Source organism: Pseudomonas sp. H26/SER47-MNA-CIBAN-0231 (genome assembly GCF_040310465.1).
Taxonomy (GTDB): Bacteria; Pseudomonadota; Gammaproteobacteria; order Pseudomonadales; family Pseudomonadaceae; genus Aquipseudomonas; species Aquipseudomonas atacamensis.
The window spans coordinates 121,856-145,499 of the sequence record NZ_JBEOPW010000013.1 but is presented as its reverse complement, the minus strand read 5'-3'; the positions used below and the strand labels follow the sequence as shown (position 1 = coordinate 145,499).

The 23,644-nt window shown below is 60.1% G+C and carries 20 protein-coding genes; 10 read left to right on the top strand and 10 right to left on the bottom strand.

The annotated features are described in order from the left end of the window. Positions 1-7: 7 nt before the first annotated feature. The 4 genes from gatB (at position 8) to AAEZ10_RS19405 (ending at position 3,528) form a co-directional block, all read left to right on the top strand. On the top strand, positions 8-1,453 hold the full coding sequence (gene gatB / locus AAEZ10_RS19420) for an Asp-tRNA(Asn)/Glu-tRNA(Gln) amidotransferase subunit GatB (RefSeq protein WP_280075054.1): 1,446 nt from the start codon (positions 8-10) through the stop codon (positions 1,451-1,453). 218 nt (positions 1,454-1,671) lie between these two features. Next, positions 1,672-2,043, top strand: coding sequence for a septal ring lytic transglycosylase RlpA family protein (locus AAEZ10_RS19415; RefSeq protein WP_024011604.1), 372 nt, complete (start codon positions 1,672-1,674; stop codon positions 2,041-2,043). A 97-nt stretch (positions 2,044-2,140) separates the two neighbouring features. Continuing rightward, a complete protein-coding gene (locus AAEZ10_RS19410) occupies positions 2,141-3,151 on the top strand; it encodes a calcium/sodium antiporter (protein WP_241664651.1) in 1,011 nt (336 codons plus the stop codon). Then, entirely contained in the window at positions 3,148-3,528 is a 381-nt protein-coding gene (locus tag AAEZ10_RS19405) for a carboxymuconolactone decarboxylase family protein (RefSeq protein ID WP_073473805.1), read from the top strand. Before AAEZ10_RS19410 ends, AAEZ10_RS19405 begins: the two co-directional genes overlap by 4 nt. A gap of 117 nt (positions 3,529-3,645) precedes the next feature. Here AAEZ10_RS19405 and AAEZ10_RS19400 read toward each other — a convergent pair whose 3' ends face one another. The 5 genes from AAEZ10_RS19400 to kdgD form a co-directional block, all read right to left on the bottom strand. Then, positions 3,646-4,587, bottom strand: a complete 942-nt coding sequence (locus tag AAEZ10_RS19400; protein ID WP_350570545.1) for an AEC family transporter — start codon at positions 4,585-4,587, stop codon at positions 3,646-3,648. 284 nt (positions 4,588-4,871) lie between these two features. Continuing rightward, complete coding sequence (gene garD / locus AAEZ10_RS19395; RefSeq protein WP_016771706.1) at positions 4,872-6,425, bottom strand: galactarate dehydratase; 1,554 nt, start codon at positions 6,423-6,425, stop codon at positions 4,872-4,874. A gap of 11 nt (positions 6,426-6,436) precedes the next feature. Further along, complete coding sequence (locus AAEZ10_RS19390) at positions 6,437-7,798, bottom strand: MFS transporter (protein WP_071174407.1); 1,362 nt, start codon at positions 7,796-7,798, stop codon at positions 6,437-6,439. A 100-nt stretch (positions 7,799-7,898) separates the two neighbouring features. Continuing rightward, positions 7,899-9,344 (bottom strand): aldehyde dehydrogenase family protein, encoded by a 1,446-nt coding sequence (locus tag AAEZ10_RS19385; protein ID WP_110646345.1) that lies wholly within the window; start codon positions 9,342-9,344, stop codon positions 7,899-7,901. 71 nt (positions 9,345-9,415) lie between these two features. Then, on the bottom strand, positions 9,416-10,327 hold the full coding sequence (kdgD, locus tag AAEZ10_RS19380; protein WP_007915340.1) for a 5-dehydro-4-deoxyglucarate dehydratase: 912 nt from the start codon (positions 10,325-10,327) through the stop codon (positions 9,416-9,418). 298 nt (positions 10,328-10,625) lie between these two features. Here kdgD and AAEZ10_RS19375 point away from each other — a divergent pair, with 298 nt between their 5' ends. Then, on the top strand, positions 10,626-11,006 hold the full coding sequence (locus AAEZ10_RS19375) for a hypothetical protein (protein WP_350570542.1): 381 nt from the start codon (positions 10,626-10,628) through the stop codon (positions 11,004-11,006). A 3-nt stretch (positions 11,007-11,009) separates the two neighbouring features. Here the strand turns inward: AAEZ10_RS19375 and AAEZ10_RS19370 are convergent, their stop codons facing one another. The 4 genes from AAEZ10_RS19370 to AAEZ10_RS19355 form a co-directional block, all read right to left on the bottom strand. After that, on the bottom strand, positions 11,010-11,759 hold the full coding sequence (locus tag AAEZ10_RS19370; protein ID WP_206075018.1) for a FadR/GntR family transcriptional regulator: 750 nt from the start codon (positions 11,757-11,759) through the stop codon (positions 11,010-11,012). A gap of 186 nt (positions 11,760-11,945) precedes the next feature. Continuing rightward, complete coding sequence (locus AAEZ10_RS19365; RefSeq protein ID WP_350570539.1) at positions 11,946-13,673, bottom strand: ABC transporter ATP-binding protein/permease; 1,728 nt, start codon at positions 13,671-13,673, stop codon at positions 11,946-11,948. A gap of 96 nt (positions 13,674-13,769) precedes the next feature. Further along, complete coding sequence (locus tag AAEZ10_RS19360) at positions 13,770-14,330, bottom strand: response regulator transcription factor (RefSeq protein WP_003221630.1); 561 nt, start codon at positions 14,328-14,330, stop codon at positions 13,770-13,772. Then, positions 14,323-15,585, bottom strand: coding sequence for an ATP-binding protein (locus AAEZ10_RS19355; RefSeq protein ID WP_016771713.1), 1,263 nt, complete (start codon positions 15,583-15,585; stop codon positions 14,323-14,325). Before AAEZ10_RS19355 ends, AAEZ10_RS19360 begins: the two co-directional genes overlap by 8 nt. 411 nt (positions 15,586-15,996) lie before the next feature. Here AAEZ10_RS19355 and AAEZ10_RS19350 point away from each other — a divergent pair, with 411 nt between their 5' ends. Then, complete coding sequence (locus AAEZ10_RS19350; protein ID WP_073473817.1) at positions 15,997-16,713, top strand: SIMPL domain-containing protein; 717 nt, start codon at positions 15,997-15,999, stop codon at positions 16,711-16,713. A gap of 169 nt (positions 16,714-16,882) precedes the next feature. Here the strand turns inward: AAEZ10_RS19350 and AAEZ10_RS19345 are convergent, their stop codons facing one another. Next, positions 16,883-17,245: a DUF6124 family protein gene (locus AAEZ10_RS19345; RefSeq protein ID WP_350570536.1), complete on the bottom strand. Its 363-nt coding sequence runs from the start codon at positions 17,243-17,245 to the stop codon at positions 16,883-16,885. Between the two features lie 199 nt (positions 17,246-17,444). Here AAEZ10_RS19345 and AAEZ10_RS19340 point away from each other — a divergent pair, with 199 nt between their 5' ends. The 4 genes from AAEZ10_RS19340 (at position 17,445) to AAEZ10_RS19325 (ending at position 23,596) form a co-directional block, all read left to right on the top strand. Beyond that, positions 17,445-17,801 (top strand): hypothetical protein, encoded by a 357-nt coding sequence (locus tag AAEZ10_RS19340; RefSeq protein WP_151551839.1) that lies wholly within the window; start codon positions 17,445-17,447, stop codon positions 17,799-17,801. A 672-nt stretch (positions 17,802-18,473) separates the two neighbouring features. Continuing rightward, positions 18,474-20,099 (top strand): ABC transporter substrate-binding protein, encoded by a 1,626-nt coding sequence (locus AAEZ10_RS19335; RefSeq protein WP_350570534.1) that lies wholly within the window; start codon positions 18,474-18,476, stop codon positions 20,097-20,099. Between the two features lie 300 nt (positions 20,100-20,399). Further along, a complete protein-coding gene (locus AAEZ10_RS19330) occupies positions 20,400-21,998 on the top strand; it encodes an ABC transporter substrate-binding protein (protein ID WP_273527902.1) in 1,599 nt (532 codons plus the stop codon). A 176-nt stretch (positions 21,999-22,174) separates the two neighbouring features. Then, positions 22,175-23,596: an OprD family porin gene (locus tag AAEZ10_RS19325; RefSeq protein WP_273527903.1), complete on the top strand. Its 1,422-nt coding sequence runs from the start codon at positions 22,175-22,177 to the stop codon at positions 23,594-23,596. Positions 23,597-23,644: the final 48 nt, after the last annotated feature.

The window sequence follows — 23,644 nt, the reverse complement described above, 5'->3', positions numbered from 1 at the left end:
GACACACATGCAATGGGAAGTCGTGATCGGGCTGGAGATTCACACTCAGCTCACCACCCGGTCGAAAATCTTTTCCGGTAGTTCCACCACGTTCGGTTCCGAGCCGAACACCCAGGCCAGCCTGATCGATCTGGGCATGCCCGGCGTGCTGCCGGTGCTCAACCAGGAAGCGGTGCGCATGGCGGTGATGTTCGGTCTGGCGATTGACGCCGAGATCGGCCAGCACAACGTGTTCGCCCGCAAGAACTACTTCTACCCGGACCTGCCGAAGGGCTACCAGATCAGCCAGATGGAATTGCCAATCGTTGGCAAAGGCCACCTGGACATCGCCCTCGAGGATGGCACGGTCAAACGCGTCGGCATCACCCGCGCGCACCTGGAAGAAGACGCCGGCAAGAGCCTGCACGAAGAATTCAACGGCGCCACCGGCATCGACCTGAACCGTGCCGGCACGCCGCTGCTGGAAATCGTTTCCGAGCCGGACATGCGCAGCGCCAAGGAAGCCGTGGCTTACGTCAAGGCGATCCACGCGCTGGTGCGCTACCTGGGCATCTGCGACGGCAACATGGCCGAAGGCTCGCTGCGTTGCGACTGCAACGTCTCGGTACGCCCGAAAGGCCAGGTCGAGTTCGGCACTCGCTGCGAGATCAAGAACGTCAACTCGTTCCGTTTCATCGAGAAGGCGATCAACTCCGAGATCCAGCGCCAGATCGAGCTGATCGAAGACGGCGGCAAAGTGATCCAGCAGACCCGCCTGTACGATCCGAACAAGGACGAGACCCGTCCGATGCGTTCGAAAGAGGAAGCCAACGACTACCGTTACTTCCCCGATCCGGACCTGCTGCCGGTGGTCATCGAAGAGTCGTTCCTCGGTGAAGTGCGTGCCACCCTGCCGGAACTGCCACCGCAAAAGCGCGAACGCTTCCAGAGCCAGTTCGGTCTGTCGGCCTACGACGCCAACGTGCTGGCCACCAGCCGTGAACAGGCGGATTACTTCGAGAAAGTCGCAGCCATCGGTGGCGACGCGAAACTGGCGGCGAACTGGGTGATGGTCGAGTTGGGCAGCCTGCTCAACAAGCAGGGCCTGGACATCGAAGACTCGCCAGTCTCCGCCGAGCAACTGGGCGGCATGCTGCAGCGCATCAAGGACAACACCATCTCCGGCAAGATCGCCAAGGTGGTGTTCGAAGCGATGGCCAACGGCGAAGGCAGTGCTGACCAGATCATCGAGAAGCGCGGCCTCAAGCAAGTCACCGACACCGGCGCGATCTCCGCCGTGCTCGATGAAATGCTCGCGGCCAACGCCGAACAGGTCGAACAGTACCGCGCGGCAGACGAAGCCAAACGCGGCAAGATGTTCGGCTTCTTCGTCGGCCAGGCCATGAAAGCCTCGAAAGGCAAGGCCAACCCGCAGCAGGTGAACGAACTGCTGAAAAGCAAGCTCGAAGGCTGACCACCAATGGAGCCAGATCCAAAGCCTGGCTCCATTCCCTGTGGAAGGGACCTGTGGCGAGGGGATTTATCCCCGTTGGGCCGCGAAGCGGCCCCAATTGCTGAGCTTGATTTGCACCAGATAAATCGAGTTCTCAGTTTTGGGACTGCTGCGCAGTCCAACGGGGATACATCCCCTCGCCACAGGTCACTCCTACATTTGATCCGGGATACCTTTGAATGAAGCGTCTGTTGCTGAGCAGCGCCCTGCTCTCCCTGCTGGCCGGTTGCGCCAGTACCGACACCATCGACCCGCACGGTTACGACCAGACCGGCGTCGCCTCCTACTATGGAGCCAAACATCACGGTAAACGCACCGCCAGCGGCGAAGCGTTCAACCAGCATTCCCTGACCGCCGCCCACCGCCAGTTGCCGTTCGGCACGCGGGTGAAGGTCACCAACCTGAAAAATGATGAATCAGTCGTGGTCCGCATCAATGACCGTGGCCCGCACACCCGTGGCCGGCTGATCGATCTGTCGCGCGAGGCCGCCGATGAAATCGGCATGCTGCGCAGCGGCACCGCACGGGTTCGCGTGCAGGCCCTGGACTGATGGAGCGCCGACCATTTTCGGACTAGCCGATCTGCCGCTGATCAACGTCGTCGAATTGTTCAGTGGCCTGGTTCTTTTGATCATCGGCGCCGAGCTGATGGTGCGCGCCGCCGTGCGTCTGGCCGAGCGCCTGCATGTGCGTCCGCTGATCATCGGCCTGACCATCGTCGCCCTCGGCAGCAGCGCCCCGCAAATGGCCGTGAGCCTGCAAGCGGCGCTGACCGACAACCCGGACATCGCCGTCGGCAGCGTGGTCGGCAGCGGCATCTTCAACATCCTCGTAACCCTTGGTCTGTCGGCACTGATCATTCCGCTGCGCGTGTCGCGGCAACTGGTGCGCCTGGATATCCCGCTGATGATCGGCGCCAGCCTGCTGGTATTCATCCTCGCCTGGAATAAAGATCTCGGGCGTTTCGACGGCGTCCTGCTGCTCGGGGCGTTGGCGCTGTACCTTGGCTTGTTGTTCCGCCAGTCGCGACACTCGACCCGCCCCCATACCGAACGCCCGAAGGATACGCAGCAATCCTGGCTGATCAGTGTGCTGATGATTCTCGCTGGCCTGGCCATGCTGGTGTTCGCCGGGCGTTTGCTGCTTGGCGCCGCCGTGGTCGTGGCCACCGACCTGGGCCTGTCCGAACGGGTCATCGGCCTGACCGTGGTCGCGGTCGGCACCTCGCTGCCGGAGCTGGCGACCTCGCTGATCGCCGCCCTGCGCGGGCAGCGTGATATTGCCGTGGGCAACGTGATCGGCGCCAACCTGTTCAACCTGCTCGGGGTGCTGGGGCTGACCGCGCTACTCGCACCGACGCCGCTTTCCGTTTCCCCGAATGCGCTGGATTTCGACTTGCCGGTGATGCTCGGCGTCGCTGCGCTGTGTCTGCCAGTGTTTTACTCGGGCTATCGCGTGACCCGGGCCGAAGGCTTGCTGCTGCTCGGTTTGTATCTGGTCTACGGACTGCATGTGGTGTCGTTCACCACCGGCATGCCGCTGGCCGGCAAACTCGAGCGCTTGATGCTGTTTTATGTCCTGCCGGCGCTGCTGACGTTTCTGCTGTTCACGTCGATCCGCGCCTGGCGTCGCCAACACCACAAGAGAGATGTGCCATGAGCGAGTCGAAGCAGTCCGGGGTTGAAATCCGTCGTCAGGTCATGGGCGATGCGTTCGTTGATCGCGCCCTGGGCAACGCCACCGAGTTCACCCAGCCGTTGCAGGATTTCGTCAATGAACACGCCTGGGGTGGCGTGTGGAATCGCGAAGGTTTGTCGCTGAAAACCCGCAGCCTGATCACCCTCGCCGCGCTGACCGCGTTGAAGTGTCCGCAGGAGTTGAAGGGCCACGTGCGCGGTGCCCTGAACAATGGCTGCAGCGTGGAAGAGATTCGCGAAGCGCTGCTGCATTGCGCGGTGTATGCCGGCGTGCCAGCGGCGATCGATGCGTTTCGCGCGGCGCAGGAAGTGATTGATACCTACCAGAAACCTGAGTGATTCAGTGCTGCTGAAATAGCTTTCGCGAGCAGGCTCGCTCCCACATCTGGAATGCATTTCAAATGTGGGAGCGAGCCTGCTCGCGAAGAGGCCCTGACAGACACTGCAAATCCTTGGTCAGATCCACCCACCCCACTGCAACACAAAGATCCCGACGTTGGTGGTAATCGCCGCCATCAACGTGGTCATCACGATAATCGCCGCTGCCAGCTCATGATTGCCCTGCGCCGCCCGGGCCATGACGAAACTTGCCGCCGCCGTCGGGCTACCGAAGTAAAGAAACAGAATCCCCAGTTCCGCCCCGCGAAAGCCCCACAACCACGCGCCCACGGTTGCCAGTAACGGCAGACCGACCATCTTCACCAGGCTGGAGCTGAGCGCCATCTTGCCGCTCTTGCGCAACGCCGCCAGCGACAGCGTGCCGCCAATGCAGATCAACGCCAGCGGCAAGGTGGTCTGCGCCAGATACTGACCGGAGGTCTCCAGCCATCCCGGCAAACCGATCTTGAAATAGGCGAACGGCGCTGCCGAAATCACGCTGATGATCAGCGGGTTGCTGAACACGCTTTTGCAGATGCTCCACGGATCGGACTTGATCACCGGGCTGTACACCGCCAGCACGATGGTCGACAGCGTGTTGTAGAACAGGATCACCAGCGCCGCGAGAATCGCCCCGAGGGAAATGCCGTAATAGCCGTACATGCTCGCCGCCAGCGCCAGACCTATCACGCCGTTGTTGCCGCGAAACGCGCCTTGGGTGTAGATGCCGCGATCCTCACGCGGACACTTGAAAATCGCCCAGCCCCAGGCCACGGCGAAACTCACCAGCGTTGCTAGGGAAAAGTAGATGAGTAGCGAGGGTTGCAGTGCGGCGTGCAGGTCGGCGTGGAGGATGCCGAGGAACAGCAGCGCCGGCATGGTCACGTTGAACACCAGCGACGAGGCGGTGTGGATGAAGTTGTCGTTGATCCAGTCGATGCGCTTGAGCAGCACACCGAGAAACAGCATGGCAAACACCGGCGCGGTGATGTTCAGGGTTTCAAGAAAGATTGCCAGCATGCCGGAGAGCCTTGGGTGAGCGTCGATAGGGGGCTAATGATAAGCCACTTTCACCCTGATCGTTCCCACGCTCTGCGTGGGAATGCAGCCCCGGGACGCTCTGCGTCCCAAAGCGTGACGCGGAGCGTCACATGAGGCATTCCCACGCAGAGCGTGGGAACGATCACAGGCACCGCAAGTCCTCCGGCGTCTGGCAGATCGCTTTCGCGAGCAGGCTCGCTCCCACATTTGCAATGCATATCCCTGTGGGAGCGAGCCTGCTCGCGAAGAACGATGACGCGGTCTCAGGTAATCGGCGCCGGGTTGAACAAGGTGATGTCGTTATGCAGCTTGTGCTTCTCCGCCCAGGTCTGTTGCTTGCCACTGGCAACATCCAGGTAATAGTGAAACAACTCCCAGCCCAGTTCTTCGATGGTCGCGCGCCCGGTGGCAATGCGTCCGGCATCAATGTCGATCAGATCCGGCCAGCGCTGCGCCAGTTCAGTCCGCGTCGATACCTTGACCACCGGCGCCATGGCCAGCCCGTAAGGCGTGCCGCGACCGGTGGTGAACACGTGCAGGTTCATCCCCGCCGCCAGTTGCAGCGTCCCGCAAACAAAGTCGCTGGCCGGCGTCGCGCAGAAAATCAGGCCCTTGTGCTTGAAACGCTCGCCCGGGCCGAGCACGCCATTGATCGCGCTGCTGCCGGACTTGACGATCGAGCCCAGCGACTTCTCGACAATGTTCGACAACCCGCCCTTCTTGTTGCCCGGCGTGGTGTTGGCGCTGCGATCGGCTTCGCCCTTGGCCAGGTAACGGTCGTACCAGTCCATCTCGCGCACCAGCTCTTCGGCGACGGTTTGCGTTTGCGCCCGCGACGTCAGCAGGTAGATCGCATCGCGCACTTCGGTGACTTCGGAAAACATCACCGTCGCCCCCGCGCGCAACAGCAAGTCTGAGGCATAACCCAGCGCCGGGTTGGCGGTGATGCCGGAGAACGCGTCGCTGCCGCCGCACTGCATACCGAGAATCAGCTCGGAGGCCGGCACGGTTTCGCGACGGCGCTGGTCGAGTTTCTTCAAGCGCACTTCGGCCAGCTCCATGATCTGTTCGATCATTTCGGTAAAGCCGTGACTGGAATCCTGCAAGCGGTACAGCCACGGATCGCTGAGATCCACCGAGGCATCGTCCTCGTGCATCACCTGCCCGGCCTGCAATTTCTCGCAGCCCAGACCGATCACCAGCGCCTCGCCACCCAGGTTCGGGTTGCGCGCCAGATTGCGCACGGTACGAATCGGGATATAGGCGTCGGTGGCGGTAATCGCCACACCGCAGCCATAACTGTGGGTCAGTGCCACCACGTCATCGACGTGCGGGTACTTCGGCAACAACTCTTCCTTGATGCGCTTGACCGCATGATCGAGCACGCCGGTGACGCACTGCACGGTGGTGGTGATGCCGAGAATGTTGCGCGTGCCGACGGTGCCGTCGGCGTTGCGATAACCCTCGAACGTGAAGCCTTCCAGCGGTGCCTGCGCATCCGGCACATCGGTGGACAGCGGCAAGCTGTCCAGCGGCGGCGCGGTCGGCATGCGCAGTTGATCTTCCTTGACCCAACTGCCACGACGGATCGGCTGCAAGGCATAGCCAATGATCTGCCCATAACGAATCACCGGGCCGCCTTCGGGAATATCCTCCAGGGTGACCTTGTGGCTCTGCGGTACGAAATCCAGGGTGACCAGGCCGTCGGCGAACTCGGTACCGGCCGGTACGCCCTGATCGTTGACCACCACTACAACGTTGTCCCGCTCGTGCAGGCGGATGTAGCGCGGCGAGTCGGAATGTTCAATCAACTGCATGACGCCGCTCCTCAGGAATGCGCTTGAGACAAATTGCCGGTGGCTTCATTGCCGCCCTTGGCTGGCGGCTCTTTCAACACCACACGCTTGATCGGGCCGACAATCACCAGATAGCTGAACACCGCGACCAGTGCGTTGGCGCCGACAAACACCAGCGCCCACTTGAACGAGCCGGTGGAGCTGATGATGTAGCCGATCACGATCGGCGTGGTGATCGAAGCGATGTTGCCGAAGGTGTTGAACAAGCCACCGCTCAGACCGGCGATCTGTTTCGGCGAAGTGTCGGAAACCACCGCCCAGCCCAGTGCGCCAACGCCTTTGCCGAAGAATGCCAGCGCCATGAAGCCCACCACCATCCATTCCACGTCAACATAGTTGCACGCGACGATGCTGCTCGACACCAGCAGACCGGCGATGATCGGCGCCTTGCGAGCGAAAGTCAGCGAATGGCCCTTGCGCAGCAGGTAATCGGAAATCACCCCGCCAAGCACGCCGCCGATGAAGCCGCAGATCGCCGGCAACGAAGCGATGAAACCGGCCTTGAGAATGGTCATGCCACGCTCTTGCACCAGATACACCGGGAACCAGGTCAGGAAGAAATAGGTGATGCCGTTGATGCAGTACTGGCCCAGATACACGCCCAGCATCATGCGGTTGGTCAGCAGCTGACGGATGTAATCCCACTTCGGACCGTCGGACTTCTTGCCCTTCTGATCCATGTCGACCATGCCGCCGTTGTCAGCGATGTGCTTGAACTCGGCCTCGTTGACCCGTGGGTGTTCGCGCGGGCTGTAGATGACTCTCAGCCACACCAGCGAGAACACGATACCGAGGATACCCATGACGATGAACACGTGCTCCCAGCCGAAGCTGTAGACGATCCAGCCCATCAACGGCGCGAACAGCACGGTGGCAAAGTATTGCGCCGAGTTGAAGATCGCCGAAGCGGTGCCGCGTTCAGCGGTCGGGAACCACGCCGCCACGATGCGCGCGTTGCCGGGGAACGATGGCGCTTCGGCCAGGCCCACCAGGAAACGCAGCATGAACAGCGCAACCACTGCCGTGGACATGCCGAATTCACCGACGAAGCCTTGCAGCACGGTGAACAGCGACCAGGTGAAAATGCTCAGGGCATAGACTTTTTTCGAGCCGAAGCGATCGAGCAGCCAGCCACCGGGAATTTGCCCGGCGACGTAGGCCCAACCGAATGCGGAGAAGATGTAGCCGAGGGTGACGGCGTCAATGCCCAGGTCCTTTTGCAGGCTGGAGCCGGCAATGGCGATCGTGGCACGGTCGGCGTAATTGATCGTGGTCACCAGAAACAGCATGAGCAGGATCAAATAGCGGACGTGAGTCGGCTTGGAGGATTGCATGCAGATGTACTCCCACTGATTATTTTTATGCGGGTAAAACATTCTTTGGTCTTGTGCCGCGCAGGGCCTCAGGCGATGGCCCGGCGCGGGTGCAGCGGGGTTACGATCCGATGTAACTGGTCTTCACGACCGTGTAGAACTCTTGTGCATAGCGGCCCTGCTCACGGGAGCCGTAGGACGAGCCTTTACGCCCGCCGAACGGTACGTGGTAATCCACACCGGCGGTCGGCAGGTTGACCATCACCATCCCGGCCTGGGAGTGGCGCTTGAAGTGGTTGGCGTACTTCAGCGAGGTGGTGGCGATGCCGGCCGACAAGCCGAATTCGGTGTCGTTGGCCATTGCCAGCGCAGCTTCGTAATCGGCCACGCGAACGATGTTGGCCACTGGGCCGAAGATCTCTTCGCGGCTGATGCGCATCGACGCTTCACTGTCGGCGAACAGGGTTGGCGCGAGGAAGTAGCCCTCGGTGTCGCAAGTCACCACACCACCGCCGCTGACCAGACGTGCACCTTCGGACTGGCCGATGTCGATGTACTTCATGTCCTGTTCAAGCTGCGCCTGGGAAACCACCGGACCTATGTCGGTGCCGGCTTTCAGCGCGTGGCCGACCTTGATCGACTTCATGCGCTCGGCCATCGCTTCAATGAACTTGTCGTGAATGCCGGCGGTAACGATCAGACGGCTCGACGCCGTGCAGCGCTGGCCGGTGGAGTAGAACGCGCTCTGCACCGACAGCTCGACCGCTTGCTTGAGGTCGGCGTCGTCGAGAATGATCTGCGGGTTCTTGCCGCCCATTTCCAGCTGCACCTTGGCCTGGCGCGAAACGCAGTTGACCGCGATCTGACGACCCACGCCCACCGAACCGGTGAAGCTGATGCCGTCGACTTTCGGGCTGTTGACCAACGCCTCGCCAACCACGCGACCGCTGCCCATTACCAGGTTGAACACACCGGCCGGGAAGCCCGCGCGGGAAATGATTTCGGCCAGCGCCCAGGCGCAGCCCGGAACCAGGTCGGCAGGCTTGAGCACGACGCAGTTGCCGTAGGCCAAGGCCGGAGCGATTTTCCACGCCGGGATGGCGATCGGGAAGTTCCACGGCGTGATCAGACCGACTACGCCCAGCGCTTCACGAGTGACTTCGACGTTGACGCCCGGGCGTACCGACGGCACGTAGTCACCGGACAAACGCAGGCATTCACCGGCGAAGAACTTGAAAATGTTGCCGGCGCGGGTCACTTCACCGATCGCTTCCGGCAGGGTCTTGCCCTCTTCACGGGCCAACAGCGTGCCGAGCTCTTCGCGACGGGCGAGGATCTCGCTGCCGACTTTATCCAGCGAATCGTGGCGGGCCTGGATGCCCGAAGTGGAGTACGCCGGGAACGCAGCGCGGGCGGCGTCGATGGCGGCGTTGACCTGGGTCAGGTCAGCCTTGGCGTAATCGCCGATGGTGTCGCTGAGTTCGGACGGGTTGATGTTGGCCGAATAATCGGCACCGGCGACCCATTCGCCATTGATGTAGTTGTCGTAGCGTTTTGCAGTTGTCACAGGGCAGCCCTCAACTCTAAAAGCCTTCACGCAAAAAGCCGCTGATTGCTCAGCGGCCTCGCTTTTCTCGTTTATTGCGCGCCTTGCTTGTCGATCAGCGCGGCGAGCATTTCGTACTCTTCGCCGGTCAGGTCGGTCAGCGGCGCACGCACCGGACCTGCGTCATAGCCGGCGATTTTTGCACCTGCCTTGACGATGCTCACGGCGTAACCGGCCTTGCGGTTGCGGATGTCCAGGTACGGCAGGAAGAAGTCGTCGATGATCTTGCCGACGGTGGCGTGATCTTCGCGAGCGATCGCGTGGTAGAAGTCCATCGCGGTTTTCGGGATGAAGTTGAACACCGCCGAGGAGTAGACCGGCACGCCCAACGCCTTGTAGGCAGCGGCGTAGACTTCAGCGGTCGGCAAACCACCCAGGTAGCTGAAGCGATCACCGAGGCGGCGACGGATCGACACCATCAACTCGATATCGCCCAGGCCATCCTTGTAGCCGATCAGGTTCGGGCAGCGCTCGGCCAGACGTTCCAGCAGCGGCGCGTTGAGGCGGCAAACGTTGCGGTTGTAGACGACCACACCGATATTCACCGATTTGCACACGGCTTCAACGTGGGCGGCAACACCGTCCTGGCTCGCTTCGGTCAGGTAGTGCGGCAGCAGCAGCAGGCCTTTGGCGCCCAGACGCTCGGCTTCCTGAGCGTATTCGATGGCCTGGCGGGTCGAACCACCGACGCCGGCCAGGATCGGCACGCTGGTTGCGCAGGTGTCGACGGCAGTCTTGATGATTTCCGAGTATTCGCTGGCGGCCAGGGAGAAGAACTCACCGGTGCCACCGGCGGCGAACAGAGCCGAAGCGCCATACGGAGCCAGCCATTCCAGGCGTTTGATGTAGCCCGCGCGGTTGAAATCGCCTTGCGCGTTGAAATCGGTCACCGGGAAAGACAGCAGGCCGGCAGAGAGGATGGACTTCAGTTCTTGTGGATTCATTATTCGAACACCCTGGTAGCAACGTTTTATTGTGAGTGGACCGTTCAGCCTTCGCCGAAGTTGTAGGTCATCGTACAACTTAAAAAACAACCGTCAACTGCATTTCATCGTTGGCAGGGCTTTTTTGTCCGACAAAATCACTGCCTATGCTTCTGGAAATCGCTGGAAGGCCCGTCCTTGAAGCATTTGCTCGCGGAAATATCTGGTCTGGATTCGTTTAATTCTGAGGAGACCAGCGGCTCGTAAAGTACGTCGACTGCCACGAAGGATCGTGGCGGACCACTCAAAGGAAGCCGCTATGTCGATGCATTTTGCCGCCCCCACCCTCACCCACGTCGCCCCTGCGCAAGACGATTGCGTGACGCTTCAGCTCTCGCAATTGCCGGACATCCTCACCGTGCAGGTCCCGGATTCCAGCGATTTCGCAGCAAACTGGAGCGTCTACGCGATCCTCGGCAGCGATGCCGAGGAACCTGAATGGGAAGGTGATGAGGTGGACACTGGCGCCTGGGACGACGCCGAGGATGAAATGGAAAAGCTGCTCGACATCGAGGTGCAGTTGCCCAAAGAGGCGCTGCAACCTTACCTGAACCGTGAGGTGGAGCTGCGCTACAAATTTCGTGACGAGTCGAGCATGGAGCCGTATTCGCTGCCGCTGCGAATGCGCATAGAGGCGTAAGACTCAGCTTCGCTGCGCCTGCGCCTCTTCATGGGCCTGGCGCAGTCTTTCACGGCTATTGGTCAGGTGCAGACGCATCGCCGCACGCGCGGCATCGGAGTCCTGACGGGCAATCGCGTCGTAGATTTCCTCGTGCTCGCGGCTCAGGCGGCTCATGTAATGCTGTTGATCATCGTGGGCCAGGCGCGCCGAGTTCAGCCGCGTACGCGGAATGATGCTGGTACCCAGGTGGGTCATGATGTCGGTGAAGTAGCGGTTGCCGGTGGACAGGGCGATTTCCAGGTGGAAAGCAAAGTCCGACGACACCGCATCGCTGGCATGCGAGGCGCTTTCGTTCAGGGCGTCGAGGGCGGCGCGCATGGTTGCCAGTTGCTCGGCACTGCGACGTTGCGCGGCGAGGCCGGCGGATTCGACTTCGAGGCTGATGCGCAATTCGAGAATCGCCAGCACGTCACGCAGGGTGACCACGGTGGCCGGATCGATGCGGAAACCGCTCGGGCTCGGTGTGTCGAGAACGAAAGTGCCGATGCCATGGCGGGTTTCCACCTGACCGGCAGCCTGCAAACGGGAAATCGCCTCGCGCACCACGGTGCGGCTGACACCATGGGCTTCCATGATCGCCGACTCGGTGGGCAATTTGTCGCCACGCTTGAGCAGGCCATCACGGATCTGCTCGCTCAACACCGTCACCAATTCCTGGGCGAGGCTGCGGCGCTTGCGGGGGAGGCGCGGGGTGTCGATCAGCTTTTCCATGGTCTGCATCTTGTCTCGAAAGTTCGGCTTGGCGCCATCATAGCTCAAGCGAGTTGTACGATCACCGGGCAGATCACATTACCCCAATGTGGGAGCGAGCCTGCTCGCGAAAGCGGTGGTTCAGACGACAGATTCGTCGACCAAGATAGCCCCTTCGCGAGCAGGCTCGCTCCCACAGGTGAGTGTTCAGACAGTTATGGCCTGTTCGACCAGACGACCGCTGTCGATCCGCACATGCCGTGGATGGAATCGTTTCAAACTGCTTCGGTGACCGACGCTGACGATGCTCAGACCCGGAATATCGTCAATCAACGCTTGATACAAGGTCGCCTCGTCCTCTTCATCCATCGCCGATGTAGCCTCGTCCATGTACAGCCATTGCGGTGCATAAAGGAGCGCGCGGGCGAAGGCCAGGCGTTGTTGCTCGCCCGGCGAGAGCATGCGCTGCCAGTGATTGGCTTCATCCAGCCGCCCGACCAAGTGCGGCAGACGACAGGTTTCCAGCACCTGTGCATAACGCTCCGGCGCGTAAGTATCGCCCGGCTGTGGATAACTCAGCGCTTCACGCAATGTGCCGATCGGCAGATAAGGCTTCTGCGGCAAGAACAGATAGCGCGCCGCCGGTAAACGAATATTGCCGTGCCCCGCCGGCCACAAATGCCCCATCGCTCGCAGCAGTGTCGACTTGCCGCTACCGGAACGGCCGCTGAGCATCACGCGCTCACCCGGCTCAACGGTCATGTCGGCGTCGGTCAGCAGGTGACGACCATCGGCCAGATCCAGGCCGAGGTTGTGCACCTGCAACTCACTGCCCTGATTCTGCACGTCGATGGTCGGGGTGCGTTGTTCGTTGTCGCTCATGGCCTGACGGAAACTCAGCAGACGATCACAGGTGGCGCGCCACGCGGCGAGATCCGAGTAGGCGGTGATAAACCAGCTGAAATTCTCCTGCACGTTGCCGAACGCCGAGTTGATTTGCATCAGCTCGCCCAGTTCGATCTTTCCGGACAGATAGCGCGGTGCGGCGACGACAAACGGGAAAATGATTGCGATCTGACCGTAGCCGGAGGTGAAGAACGTCAGGCGCTTGGACACGCGCATGATGTCCCAGAAATTGTGCCAGACCAGCCCGAAGCGATTGCTCAAGCGGCGGTTCTCATTCGGTTCGCCGTTGTACAAGGCGATGCTTTCCGCGTTCTCACGCACGCGCACCATGGAAAAACGCAGGTCTGCTTCGAAGCGTTGTTGCTTGTTGTTCAGACCGATCAGACGGCGACCGATCAAATGCGTCAGCCAACTGCCGACCGCTGCATACAACAGCGCACACCAGAACATGTAGCCGGGAATCTCGATGCCGAACACTTCGATACTGCCCGACACTCCCCACAAAATGATCGAGAACGACACCAGACTGACAATCGTGCGCAGCAGCCCGAGGCCCAGGCTCAGGGTGTTGGCGGTGTAAGTGTTGAGGTCTTCGGAAATCCGCTGGTCGGGGTTATCGGTATAACCGCCCTGCTCCAGCTGATAGTAATTCTTGTGGTCGAGCCAGCGCTTGAAGTGCTTTTCGGTCAGCCAAGCCCGCCAGCGAATCGTCAGCATCTGCGTCAGATACAACCGATACACCGCGCCGAGAATCGCCACCGTCGCGATGCCGCAGAAATACAGGATCAACTGCCAGAACGCGGCTTCATCCTTTCTCTGCAAAGCGTTGTAGAAATCCTTGTACCAACTGTTGATCCACACCGAGATCGCTACGCTGAACAGCGTCAGCGCAATTACGGCAATCAGCAACGTCCAGGCCTTGCCCTTCTCTTCGCTGCGCCAGTAAGGCGTGGTCATCGCCCAGATTTTGCGAAAAAACTGCCCGCGCACAGCATCGTTGACCGCGGAATATTCAGCGTTCTGATTCATGGATAAGGCTCGATAGTAAAAAGAACGGACACGCGCCGATCATAGATGATCGGCGCGTTTTATCGCGAGGGCTGGCGATAGTCGTTCAGCGCAGGTTCAGCGACGAACCGGACGCTTCTGCAATTTGCGCTGCAAGGTGCGGCGGTGCATGCCCAGCGCGCGGGCCGTGGCGGAAATGTTGCCTTCGTGCTCGGTGAGCACGCGCTGGATGTGCTCCCATTGCAGGCGATCGACCGACATCGGGTTTTCCGGCACCAGACTGTCGAGGTCGGCATGCTCGGACAGCAGCGCGGCCAGCACGTCGTCGGCATCGGCGGGTTTGCACAGGTAGTTGCAGGCGCCACGCTTGATCGCCTCGACTGCCGTGGCAATGCTCGAATAACCGGTGAGGATCACCACGCGCATTTCCGGATCGAGTTCCAGCAGCTTGGGCAGCAGGACCAGACCGGAGTCGCCGTCCATTTTCAGGTCCAGCGCGGCGTAATCAGGCAGATCGGCCTGGGCGATGGTCAGGCCTTCTTCCGCAGAACCGGCAGTGCTGACGCGAAAGCCGCGGCGGGCCATGGCGCGGGCCATGACGCGGGTGAAGGTCGCGTCGTCGTCGACCAGCAGCAGATGCGGCAGTTCTTCGCCTTCGACTTGGATTTCGTCACTCATGTTGGTCTCCTCGGGCGCCGTGGGGCAGGCGCAGCTCGGTGAGCGTGCCGCCTTCCTCATGACTATAGAGTTTCACTGAGCCGCCGGCGCGTGTCACGCTGGCCTTGCTCAAAAACAGGCCCAGGCCGAAACCTTTGCCCTTGGTGGTAAAAAACGGCTTGCCGATCTGCTCGGCGATGGCCAGCGGCACACCGGCGCCGTGATCGCGAATGCTGATGGTCAAAGTCTCTGCGTCCCAGTCCAGCGTCACCTGTAGGTTTTCCGGGCAGGCGTCGGCGGCGTTATTGAGCAGATTCAGCAAGGCCTGGGTCAGATCCGGCGGCGGCGCCATGCGCGGCACCGCACCCTGGCCAAGACGCTGGAAGCGATAACTGGCTTCCGGGCGCATCAGGTGCCAACGGTTCAGCGCCTCGTCAAGCCAGTCGGTAACGTCCTGCATCTCCACCGCCAGACGCCGATTGGCCTCAGCGGCGCGGACCAGTTGCTGCAAGGTTTCCTTGCACAGCTTGACCTGATCCTGCAGCACTTTCAGATCGTCCTGCAGCAACGCATCGGGGTGATCCTGCTGCATTTCCTTGAGCAGCACGCTCATGGTCGCCAGCGGTGTGCCCAATTCATGCGCAGCACCGGCGGCCTGGGTCGCAACGGCGAGCAGCTGCTGATCGCGCAGGCCTTCTTCGCGGCGAATCGCGCGCAATTCTTCCTGCCGGCGCAGCTCTTCAGCCATACGCGCGGCGAAGAACGTGATGACCGCAGCAGCCAGGGCAAAGCTCAGCCACATGCCGTAGATCTGCAGATTCTCACGGGCGACCGGCAGGGTTTCCAGCGGATAGAAACGCGTCAGCATCAGCGTGTACAGCGCCAGCGCGATACCGGACAGAATCACCGAATAACGCCACGGCAAGGTCACCGCCGCGATGGTCAGCGGCACCAGATAATAGGAAACGAAAGGGTTGGTCGAACCGCCGGAGAAATACAGCAGCGCACTGTGGATCACCAGATCGCAGGCCAGTTGCAGCGCGTATTCGAGCTCGGTCACCGGCCACGATGTGCGCAGGCGCACGGCAGTGAACACGCAGAGCAGAATCGAACAGCCCAGGGTCATCGCCAATTGCACCCACGGCAAAGGCAACAATTGCAGCCAGTAGGCCAGGCCCACGGACCCGGCCTGCGCGGCGAGCACCAGGGTGCGGATGAAAGTCAGCCGCCAGAGGTTCTGGCGAGTGGCGGAAGTCAGTTGTACGGGGGCGAGCATGAGCTCTCCTGATGAGCGCTCCAGGCGGATCGCACGGAGTATAACCAAGGCGCGGGGTTCAGAGGCGAAAGTGCGGCAAACGACCACATGGCGACGATGGAGAATTCATCTGAGTTGAAGAAGATTCCGAGGGCTATTGGAGATCAATTGTGGCGAGGGGATTTATCCCCACTGGGTGGCGGAGCCGCCCCCAAATCATGCGACCTCATTTAACCAGACATACCGCATCAGCCGGATTTGCGACTGCTGCGCAGCCGAACGGGGATAAATCCCCTCGCCACAGAAGCACTCCCCACTGCGCGCAGGCATCTGTATAGAAGTTGTAACTGGGCGAACCGGATCATAGAAGTTAGAGTCTGATGGTTCACGCAGGCCGCGACCCATCACCTGCGCCTCATTCAAGGAGCCTTCATGCACACATTTCGCCGCAGCGCCGCCCTCCTCGCTCTGACCATCGGCAGCGTCGCCAGCCTCCCGGCGCTGGCCGCCGATGAGCTGCACTACAACCAGATTTCCCTGCGCGCCGAAGTCAGCCAGGAAGTGGCCCGCGACCAGATGATCGTGACGCTCTATACCGAAGAGCAGAACACCGACCCGGCCAAACTCGCCGCCGCCATCAGCACCACCATGAACAAGGCCACCGCCCAGGCCAAACAAGTCAAAGACATCACCCTGCGCACGGGCAGCCGCAACAGCTATCCGATCTACGACACCAAAGGCCAGAAAATCACCGGCTGGCGCGAACGCGCCGAACTGCGCCTGGAAAGCACCGACTTCGCCGCCCTGTCCAAACTCACCGGCGAGTTGCTGACCGACCTGAAAATGGGCGGCATGGACTTCGCCATCGCCGACCCGACCCGCAAGGCCAGCGAAGACCAGTTGCTCAAAGAAGCCGTCACCGCCTTCAAGACCCGCGCGCAACTGGCCACCGACGCCCTGGGCGGCAAGGGCTACAAAATCGTCAACCTGAACCTCAACAGCAACGGTTACCCACAACCGTACCTGCGCGCGCCGATGATGATGAAAGCCGCGGCCATGGATTCCGCGCCGGTGACCCCGGAAGTTGAAGCCGGCACCAGCCAGGTCAGCATGACCGCCGATGGCTCGATTGAAGTGCTGATGCAGTGATTTAAGCTTGGCTGAATGAAGGACCGGCAATCAGTAAATGGTTGCCGGTTTTTTTGTGTCCGGGTTTTGTAGTGAATGATCCACCGCTATCGCTGGCAAGCCAGCTCCCACAGGTTGAACGCATTCCCATGTGGGAGCGAGCCTGCTCGCGAAGAACGATGACGCGATCTCAAGCGTGCGGATCAACCCGATCCAGCGCCCGATTCACCGCCAGCTCCGCCAGCATGATGATCTGCTGAATCGCCAGCGCCGTATTGCGCTGCGGACGACCGAGCTGATCGGCGAAATCGCTGGCCAGCGTATTGGCTGAAGCAAGGGATTCACACGCGTGAGCCAGCAGGCTTTCGTTGTCGATGTCGGGCCGGATCAGAAACATCGTGCTGGGTGGAGGGGGTTTGCCGGGTGGCGGGCAGAGATAGAAATCGAGGGCACGCTTGATGGCTTCGCGGTTCTTCGCGAGATCGTCGGCGCGCAGCGCGGCTTCGAGGGGGGTTGAGGTTTCTTCGGGTGGGTCGGGGACTGGTTTGCTCATGCGCTTCACCTATGAGGTTGAGCCATCTCGATGCCGTTTCTCACACGGCGAAGAGGTGGCAGCTTTGTGCGGGGTGAGAAAACCGGTCATAGGCACCCGGCCGGACATAAGCCCGCCCGCACAGAGCCGCCATAACGCACTTGCAGGCAGCAAACTTGCTGGCGGCAATTATGCGGATCTGGGCACTGAATGACTATGAATGTCGGGTTCTCACACCCGATCGCTGAACAACCAGCGACGACCCAAGCCTAGAGAGCGCACGTCCGACGGACAACCTGAAAACCTTGTGGGAAGGTTCGGGTTATTTGGCATCGGAATTAAACAAACTCAAGTCCTCGGGGGCCTGGACGTGCCGCATCGCGAGCAGGCTCACTCCTACAATTGGATCGAGCACAACCTCAAGAAACAGGTCGGCTGTCAGGCCGCCTTCGCGAGCAGGCTCGCTCCCACAGAAAAGCAAAAGCAAAAGATCGCAGCCTTCGGCAGCTCCTACACAATGAGCGCAAGCTCGAGTACCGCTTTTGATCTTGATCCACCGGCGACGTCGGAAGGCTGAGTGGAGGGATTGATCCGGGTGTGGGAGCGCAGCGACCGTCTGGCGCAGCCAGACACAGCGGAAGGAGGTGCAGCGAAGCAAACCGGAGCCGCTGCGCCCGGATCAGTCCCGGAGCGAAGGAACCCGAGCCTGCGAGGGCCGAACGTAGGAGCAAGCCTTTTGGGTTACCTTTTTGGCGTTTGAAAAAGGTGACCCGCCGTAAGGGCGGAACCGTAATCCGCAACACCCGCAGTAACGGATATACACCCAAAACCCCAAGAGCCTGGTCGGCCCACAGGCCGCCAAGGTGCCACCAATCGAAACACCCAGTTGCACCAAGTAAAACTCCCCAATCCCTGCCCCAATCCACCCCACCCTAAGCCACCCCAAAAACCCCTCAACCCCGCCCATCCCCAAGGGTATAAATAAGTAACACCAAGCCCCACCCAAGCGCACCCGACACCTCCAGCGCACCATTTCAGTGCCCCGAATGCACCTTAAAAACCACCCGCAAACGGTCAAATGCGTCAAAAGTTATACGGATGCGACATTAAGGTACGTTCGTGCCACCGTTTAACGCCGCCGACCGCTCTGGATCTTGCATTGGGTATGGGGCCTGCATAAGTATCCGCAGGCACGACTCACGAGGTCGTACCTCACAACTAAAAAATGACAACAAATCATGAGGCCAACATGCTTAAACACGCGGTCATTCCGTTTCTAGTCGGCGCAGGCTTGTTAGCCTCCGCACCTTTCGCCACCGCTGCGACTAACCTGGTGTTCTGCTCCGAAGGGAGCCCGGCCGGTTTTGATCCAGGCCAGTACACCACCGGAACCGACTTCGACGCCTCAGCCGAAACCATGTTCAACCGCCTGACCCAGTTCGAGCGCGGCGGCACCGCCGTGATTCCTGGCCTGGCGACCAAGTGGGACATTTCCGACGATGGCCTGACTTACACCTTCCACCTGCGTGAAGGCGTCAAGTTCCACACCACCCCGTATTTCAAGCCGACTCGTGAATTCAACGCCGACGACGTGCTGTTTACCTTCAACCGCATGATCAACAAGGACGACCCGTTCCGTAAGGCGTACCCGACCGAATTCCCGTACTTCACCGACATGGGGATGGACACCAACATCACCAAGATCGATAAAGTCGACGACCACACCGTCAAGTTCACTCTGAAAGAAGTCGACGCCGCGTTCATCCAGAACATGGCCATGAGCTTCGCTTCCGTGCAGTCCGCCGAATACGCGGCCCAACTGCTCAAGGATGGCAAAGCCGCCGACATCAACCAGAAGCCGATCGGCACCGGCCCGTTTGTGTTCAAGAGCTACCAGAAAGACTCGAACATCCGTTACACCGGCAACAAGGATTACTGGAAACCTGAAGACGTGAAGATCGAGAACCTGATCTTCGCCATCACCACTGACCCGTCGGTGCGTATCCAGAAGCTGAAAAAGAACGAGTGCCAGGTCACCCTGTTCCCGCGTCCGGCCGATCTGAAAGCGCTGAAAGAAGACAAGTCGCTGAAGATGCCGGATCAGGCCGGCTTCAACCTGGGCTACATCGCCTACAACGTGATGGACAAGGTCAAGGGCAGCAACGAGGCCAACCCACTGGCTGACCTGCGCGTGCGTCAGGCGCTGGACATGGCCGTGAACAAGCCGCAGATCATCGATTCGGTTTATCAGGGCGCCGGCCAACTGGCCGTCAACGCCATGCCGCCGACCCAGTGGTCCTACGACACCACCATCAAGGATGCCAAGTACGACCCTGAGAAAGCCAAACAGCTGCTCAAGGAAGCCGGCGTCAAGGAAGGTACCGAGATCGTCCTGTGGGCGATGCCGGTGCAGCGTCCGTACAACCCGAACGCCAAACTGATGGCTGAAATGCTCCAGTCCGACTGGGCCAAGATCGGCTTGAAAGTGAAGATCACCAGCTACGAATGGGGCGAGTACATCAAGCGCTCCAAAGGTGGCGAGAACCAGGCCATGATCATTGGCTGGAGCGGTGACAATGGTGATCCGGACAACTGGCTCAACGTTCTGTTCGGCTGCGACTCGCTGAGCGGCAACAACTTCTCCAAGTGGTGCGACAAGAAGTTCGACGGCCTCGTGAAAGAAGCCAAACGCACTACTGACCAGGGCAAGCGCACCGAGCTGTACAAACAGGCGCAACACGTCCTCAAAGATGCAGTTCCAATGACACCTATCGCTCACTCGACGGTGTATCAACCCATGCGCGCCAACGTGCAGGACTTCAAGATCAGCCCATTTGGCCTGAATTCCTTCTACGGCGTCAGCGTCAGCAAGTAAGACATTGCAACGGCGGCGTTTCTGACGTCGCCGTTGCTTTATCTACCGGGAAAAAAGGAAAAGGCCTACACCCAAATCCGCCGCAGATGATTGCTTCGGTATAGGCGCGTCGACTTTTCCTACGAGCATTAAGGCAATTACGTATTTACTGCCAGAGGCACGGTGCCTACCGTCGCGTACTGACCAGTGTCTGCGTGGGCCACCGGTTTTGCCGTACGTATTGGATTGAGCTCAATGCGACCAGAAAGTCCCGGGACAGGGACCCTGACGCATTGCACAACACTAAAAAGAGGGAGCGTCATGCGCCATACCTTGATTTTTTCCGCACTGTTGGGCGCCGGCCTGTTGGCCGCCACGTCTGCAAGCTACGCCGCCAGCGACAGCCTGGTGTTTTGCTCGGAAGGCAGCCCGGCGGGTTTCGATACCGCGCAGTACACGACGGCCACCGACAACGACGCCGCCGAGCCGCTGTACAACCGCCTCGTCGAGTTCGAAAAAGGCGCGACCAATGTCGTACCGGGCCTGGCGACCAAGTGGGACATTTCCGAAGATGGCCTGAAATACACCTTTCACCTGCGTGAAGGCGTGAAATTTCATACAACCCCTTACTTCAAGCCGAGCCGCGATTTCAACGCTGACGATGTCGTGTTCACGTTCACTCGCATGCTCGATGCGCAACAGCCATTCCGCAAGGCCTATCCCACCGAGTTTCCGTACTTCAACGGGATGAGCCTGAACAAGAACATCGCCAAGGTCGAGAAGACCGGGCCGCTGACCGTGGAGTTCACGCTCAACAGCGTCGACGCCGCGTTCATCCAGAACATCGCGATGAGCTTCGCTTCGATTCTGTCTGCCGAATACGCCGACAAGCTGCTGGCCGACGGCAAGCCGAGCGACATCAACCAGAAGCCGATCGGCACCGGGCCGTTCGTGTTCAAGAGCTACCAGAAAGACTCGAATATCCGTTACACCGGTAACCCGCAGTACTGGGATCCGAGCCGGGTCAAGCTGAAGAACCTGATTTTCGCGATCAACACCGACGCGTCGGTACGTGTGCAGAAGCTCAAGGCCAACGAGTGCCAGATCACCCTGCACCCGCGCCCTGCCGATGTTGAAGCGCTGAAGGCCGACCCGAAACTGCAACTGATTTCCAAGCCGGGCTTCAACCTCGGCTACATCGCCTACAACGTCCGCCACAAGCCGTTCGATCAACTGGAAGTGCGTCAGGCGCTGGACATGGCGGTGAATAAACAGGGAATTCTCAACGCTGTTTATCAAGGCGCCGGCCAACTGGCCGTCAACGCCATGCCACCGACCCAGTGGTCCTACGACGACACCATCAAGGACGCCGCCTACAACCCGGAAAAAGCCAAGGAACTGCTCAAGGCTGCCGGCGTGAAAGAAGGCACCGAGATCACCCTGTGGGCAATGCCGGTGCAGCGTCCGTACAACCCGAACGCCAAACTGATGGCCGAAATGCTCCAGTCCGACTGGGCCAAGATCGGTCTGAAAGTGAAGATCGTCAGTTACGAATGGGGCGAGTACATCAAGCGCACCAAGAACGGCGAGCACGACGTCAGCCTGATCGGCTGGACCGGTGACAACGGGGACCCGGACAACTGGCTGGGCACGCTGTACAGCTGCGACGCCATCGGCGGCAACAACTACTCCATGTGGTGCGACCCGGCTTACGACAAGCTGATCAAACAGGCCAAGGTCGTCACCGACCGCGACCAGCGCACCTTGCTTTATAAACAGGCCCAGCAATTGCTTAAACAGCAAGTGCCGATCACGCCTGTCGCCCACTCGACGGTCAACCAGCCGTTAAGCACCCGGGTCGAAGGATTCAAAGTCAGCCCGTTCGGCCGCAACGTGTTCTCGGGTGTCAGTATCGATTAAACCAACCGATTAGCCGCAATGCTGAGGGGAGCCGTCTACTTCCCTCACGCAAGCGCTTTGCCGAAATTCGCCCATCCGGCTTTTTGCAAACGTTTGCGATGTGTGAACGAGTTCTAAACCAATAACCGGCATACCAAAAAAAGCCGGGATAAAAAGAAAGTAAAGGAGCTTCACCCATGAAACTGAGCAGCACCGCGATACTGGCCCTGGCCATCAGCAGCATCACTGCTACCGCGTACGCCGAACCTGCAAGTCAGGAGTTCGTCCCTACCACATTGGCCGGCAGCAGCGCCCAAAGCGAGGCCAAAGGCTTTATCGATGGACAAAGCCTGGGCGGTACAACCCGTAACTGGTATGCCAACGAATTGCGTCGTCGCGACGACCGTTTCAGCTACGTGAAAAACAGCGACAAGAACACCACGCCTACCGTTCGCACTCCGACGCCACGCCGAATCAACTGGGTGCAAGGCACCATCGTCAACTACACCTCGGGCTTCACCCAAGGCACCGTGGGCGTGAGCACCGAAGTCGCCGCTTACAACGCCATTGTGCTGGATCGTGATCGCAAGGACATCGCCGGCGGCTCCAACCGTACTCTGGCGGATTCCGACGGCGACGCCGTTGACCAGTGGAGCAAACTGGGTCTGGCCAACGTCAAGTTCCGCGTGTCGAACACTACCCTGACTGCCGGCCGCCAGAACTTCAGCACGCCGATCGTTGATGTCATCGGCAACCGACCGCTGCCTTCGAGCTTTGAAGGTATCAGCCTGCACAGCGAGGAATTCAACAACCTGTCGTTCGACCTGGGCGGTTTCGACCGCGTATCGCCGCGTACCGAGCAGAGCCTGTCGAAATTTCGCACCGAGTATTCAGCCACTGGCGTGGAGACCGACAAGGTTTACGTTGCCGGCGTCAACTACCAACCGTTCAAGAGCCTGAAAACCAGCTTTTACGGTTCCAACGTGGAAGACTTCTGGAACCAGTACTACTTCGGCGCAACCCACGAACTGGGTGACAGCCAGGTGCTGAGCCTGACCACCGGTCTGAACTACTACAAGACCGTCGACGAAGGCAAAAAGCTGATGGGCAACATCGACAACGATACCTACTCGCTGTCGCTGGGTCTGACTCACCAGGCCCACAGCCTGACGTTCTCGTATCAGGAAGTTAACGGTAACGAGTACTTCGACTACCTGCACGAAACCAACGGCATCTACCTGGCCAACTCCCTGCTGTCGGACTTCAACGGCCCGAACGAGAAGTCGTTCCAGATCGCCTACGGCATCAACATGGCCGAATACGGGGTGCCAGGCCTGAAGTTCAACATCTACCAGGCACGCGGTTGGGGCATCGACGGTACTCACTACCGCGGCACCGCCTACACCGATCCGGGCGCCAAGCGCGGCGACCTGAGCCTGATGGATGGCGAGTCTCATTATGAATACGGTGTCGGGGCTTCCTACGCTGTGCAAAGCGGCCCGCTCAAAGCCACTGCGATTCGCGCGACGTACACCACGCACCGCGCCAGCGAGCATCAGGCTGACGGCAACATCAACGAGTTCCGCCTCGTAACCACCATCCCGTTCAACATTCTGTAAAAACGCCAACCGACGGCTGACTCATGATGAGTCGGCCGTTCGGTTTTC

Bases quoted from the DNA above. Each gene is read 5' to 3' on its own strand.
- AAEZ10_RS19400 (WP_350570545.1), bottom strand. From the start codon at position 4,587: ATGCTGGCAATCTTTCTTGAAACCCTGAACATCACCGCGCCGGTGTTT.
- gatB (WP_280075054.1), top strand. From the start codon at position 8: ATGCAATGGGAAGTCGTGATCGGGCTGGAGATTCACACTCAGCTCACC.
- AAEZ10_RS19365 (WP_350570539.1), bottom strand. From the start codon at position 13,673: ATGAATCAGAACGCTGAATATTCCGCGGTCAACGATGCTGTGCGCGGG.
- AAEZ10_RS19330 (WP_273527902.1), top strand. From the start codon at position 20,400: ATGCGCCATACCTTGATTTTTTCCGCACTGTTGGGCGCCGGCCTGTTG.
- AAEZ10_RS19355 (WP_016771713.1), bottom strand. From the start codon at position 15,585: ATGCTCGCCCCCGTACAACTGACTTCCGCCACTCGCCAGAACCTCTGG.
- AAEZ10_RS19345 (WP_350570536.1), bottom strand. From the start codon at position 17,245: ATGAGCAAACCAGTCCCCGACCCACCCGAAGAAACCTCAACCCCCCTC.
- AAEZ10_RS19360 (WP_003221630.1), bottom strand. From the start codon at position 14,330: ATGAGTGACGAAATCCAAGTCGAAGGCGAAGAACTGCCGCATCTGCTG.
- AAEZ10_RS19415 (WP_024011604.1), top strand. From the start codon at position 1,672: ATGAAGCGTCTGTTGCTGAGCAGCGCCCTGCTCTCCCTGCTGGCCGGT.
- AAEZ10_RS19405 (WP_073473805.1), top strand. From the start codon at position 3,148: ATGAGCGAGTCGAAGCAGTCCGGGGTTGAAATCCGTCGTCAGGTCATG.
- AAEZ10_RS19340 (WP_151551839.1), top strand. From the start codon at position 17,445: ATGTCGGGTTCTCACACCCGATCGCTGAACAACCAGCGACGACCCAAG.
- AAEZ10_RS19350 (WP_073473817.1), top strand. From the start codon at position 15,997: ATGCACACATTTCGCCGCAGCGCCGCCCTCCTCGCTCTGACCATCGGC.
- kdgD (WP_007915340.1), bottom strand. From the start codon at position 10,327: ATGAATCCACAAGAACTGAAGTCCATCCTCTCTGCCGGCCTGCTGTCT.
- AAEZ10_RS19335 (WP_350570534.1), top strand. From the start codon at position 18,474: ATGCTTAAACACGCGGTCATTCCGTTTCTAGTCGGCGCAGGCTTGTTA.
- AAEZ10_RS19325 (WP_273527903.1), top strand. From the start codon at position 22,175: ATGAAACTGAGCAGCACCGCGATACTGGCCCTGGCCATCAGCAGCATC.
- AAEZ10_RS19375 (WP_350570542.1), top strand. From the start codon at position 10,626: ATGTCGATGCATTTTGCCGCCCCCACCCTCACCCACGTCGCCCCTGCG.
- AAEZ10_RS19390 (WP_071174407.1), bottom strand. From the start codon at position 7,798: ATGCAATCCTCCAAGCCGACTCACGTCCGCTATTTGATCCTGCTCATG.
- AAEZ10_RS19410 (WP_241664651.1), top strand. From the start codon at position 2,141: ATGGTGCGCGCCGCCGTGCGTCTGGCCGAGCGCCTGCATGTGCGTCCG.
- garD (WP_016771706.1), bottom strand. From the start codon at position 6,425: ATGCAGTTGATTGAACATTCCGACTCGCCGCGCTACATCCGCCTGCAC.
- AAEZ10_RS19370 (WP_206075018.1), bottom strand. From the start codon at position 11,759: ATGGAAAAGCTGATCGACACCCCGCGCCTCCCCCGCAAGCGCCGCAGC.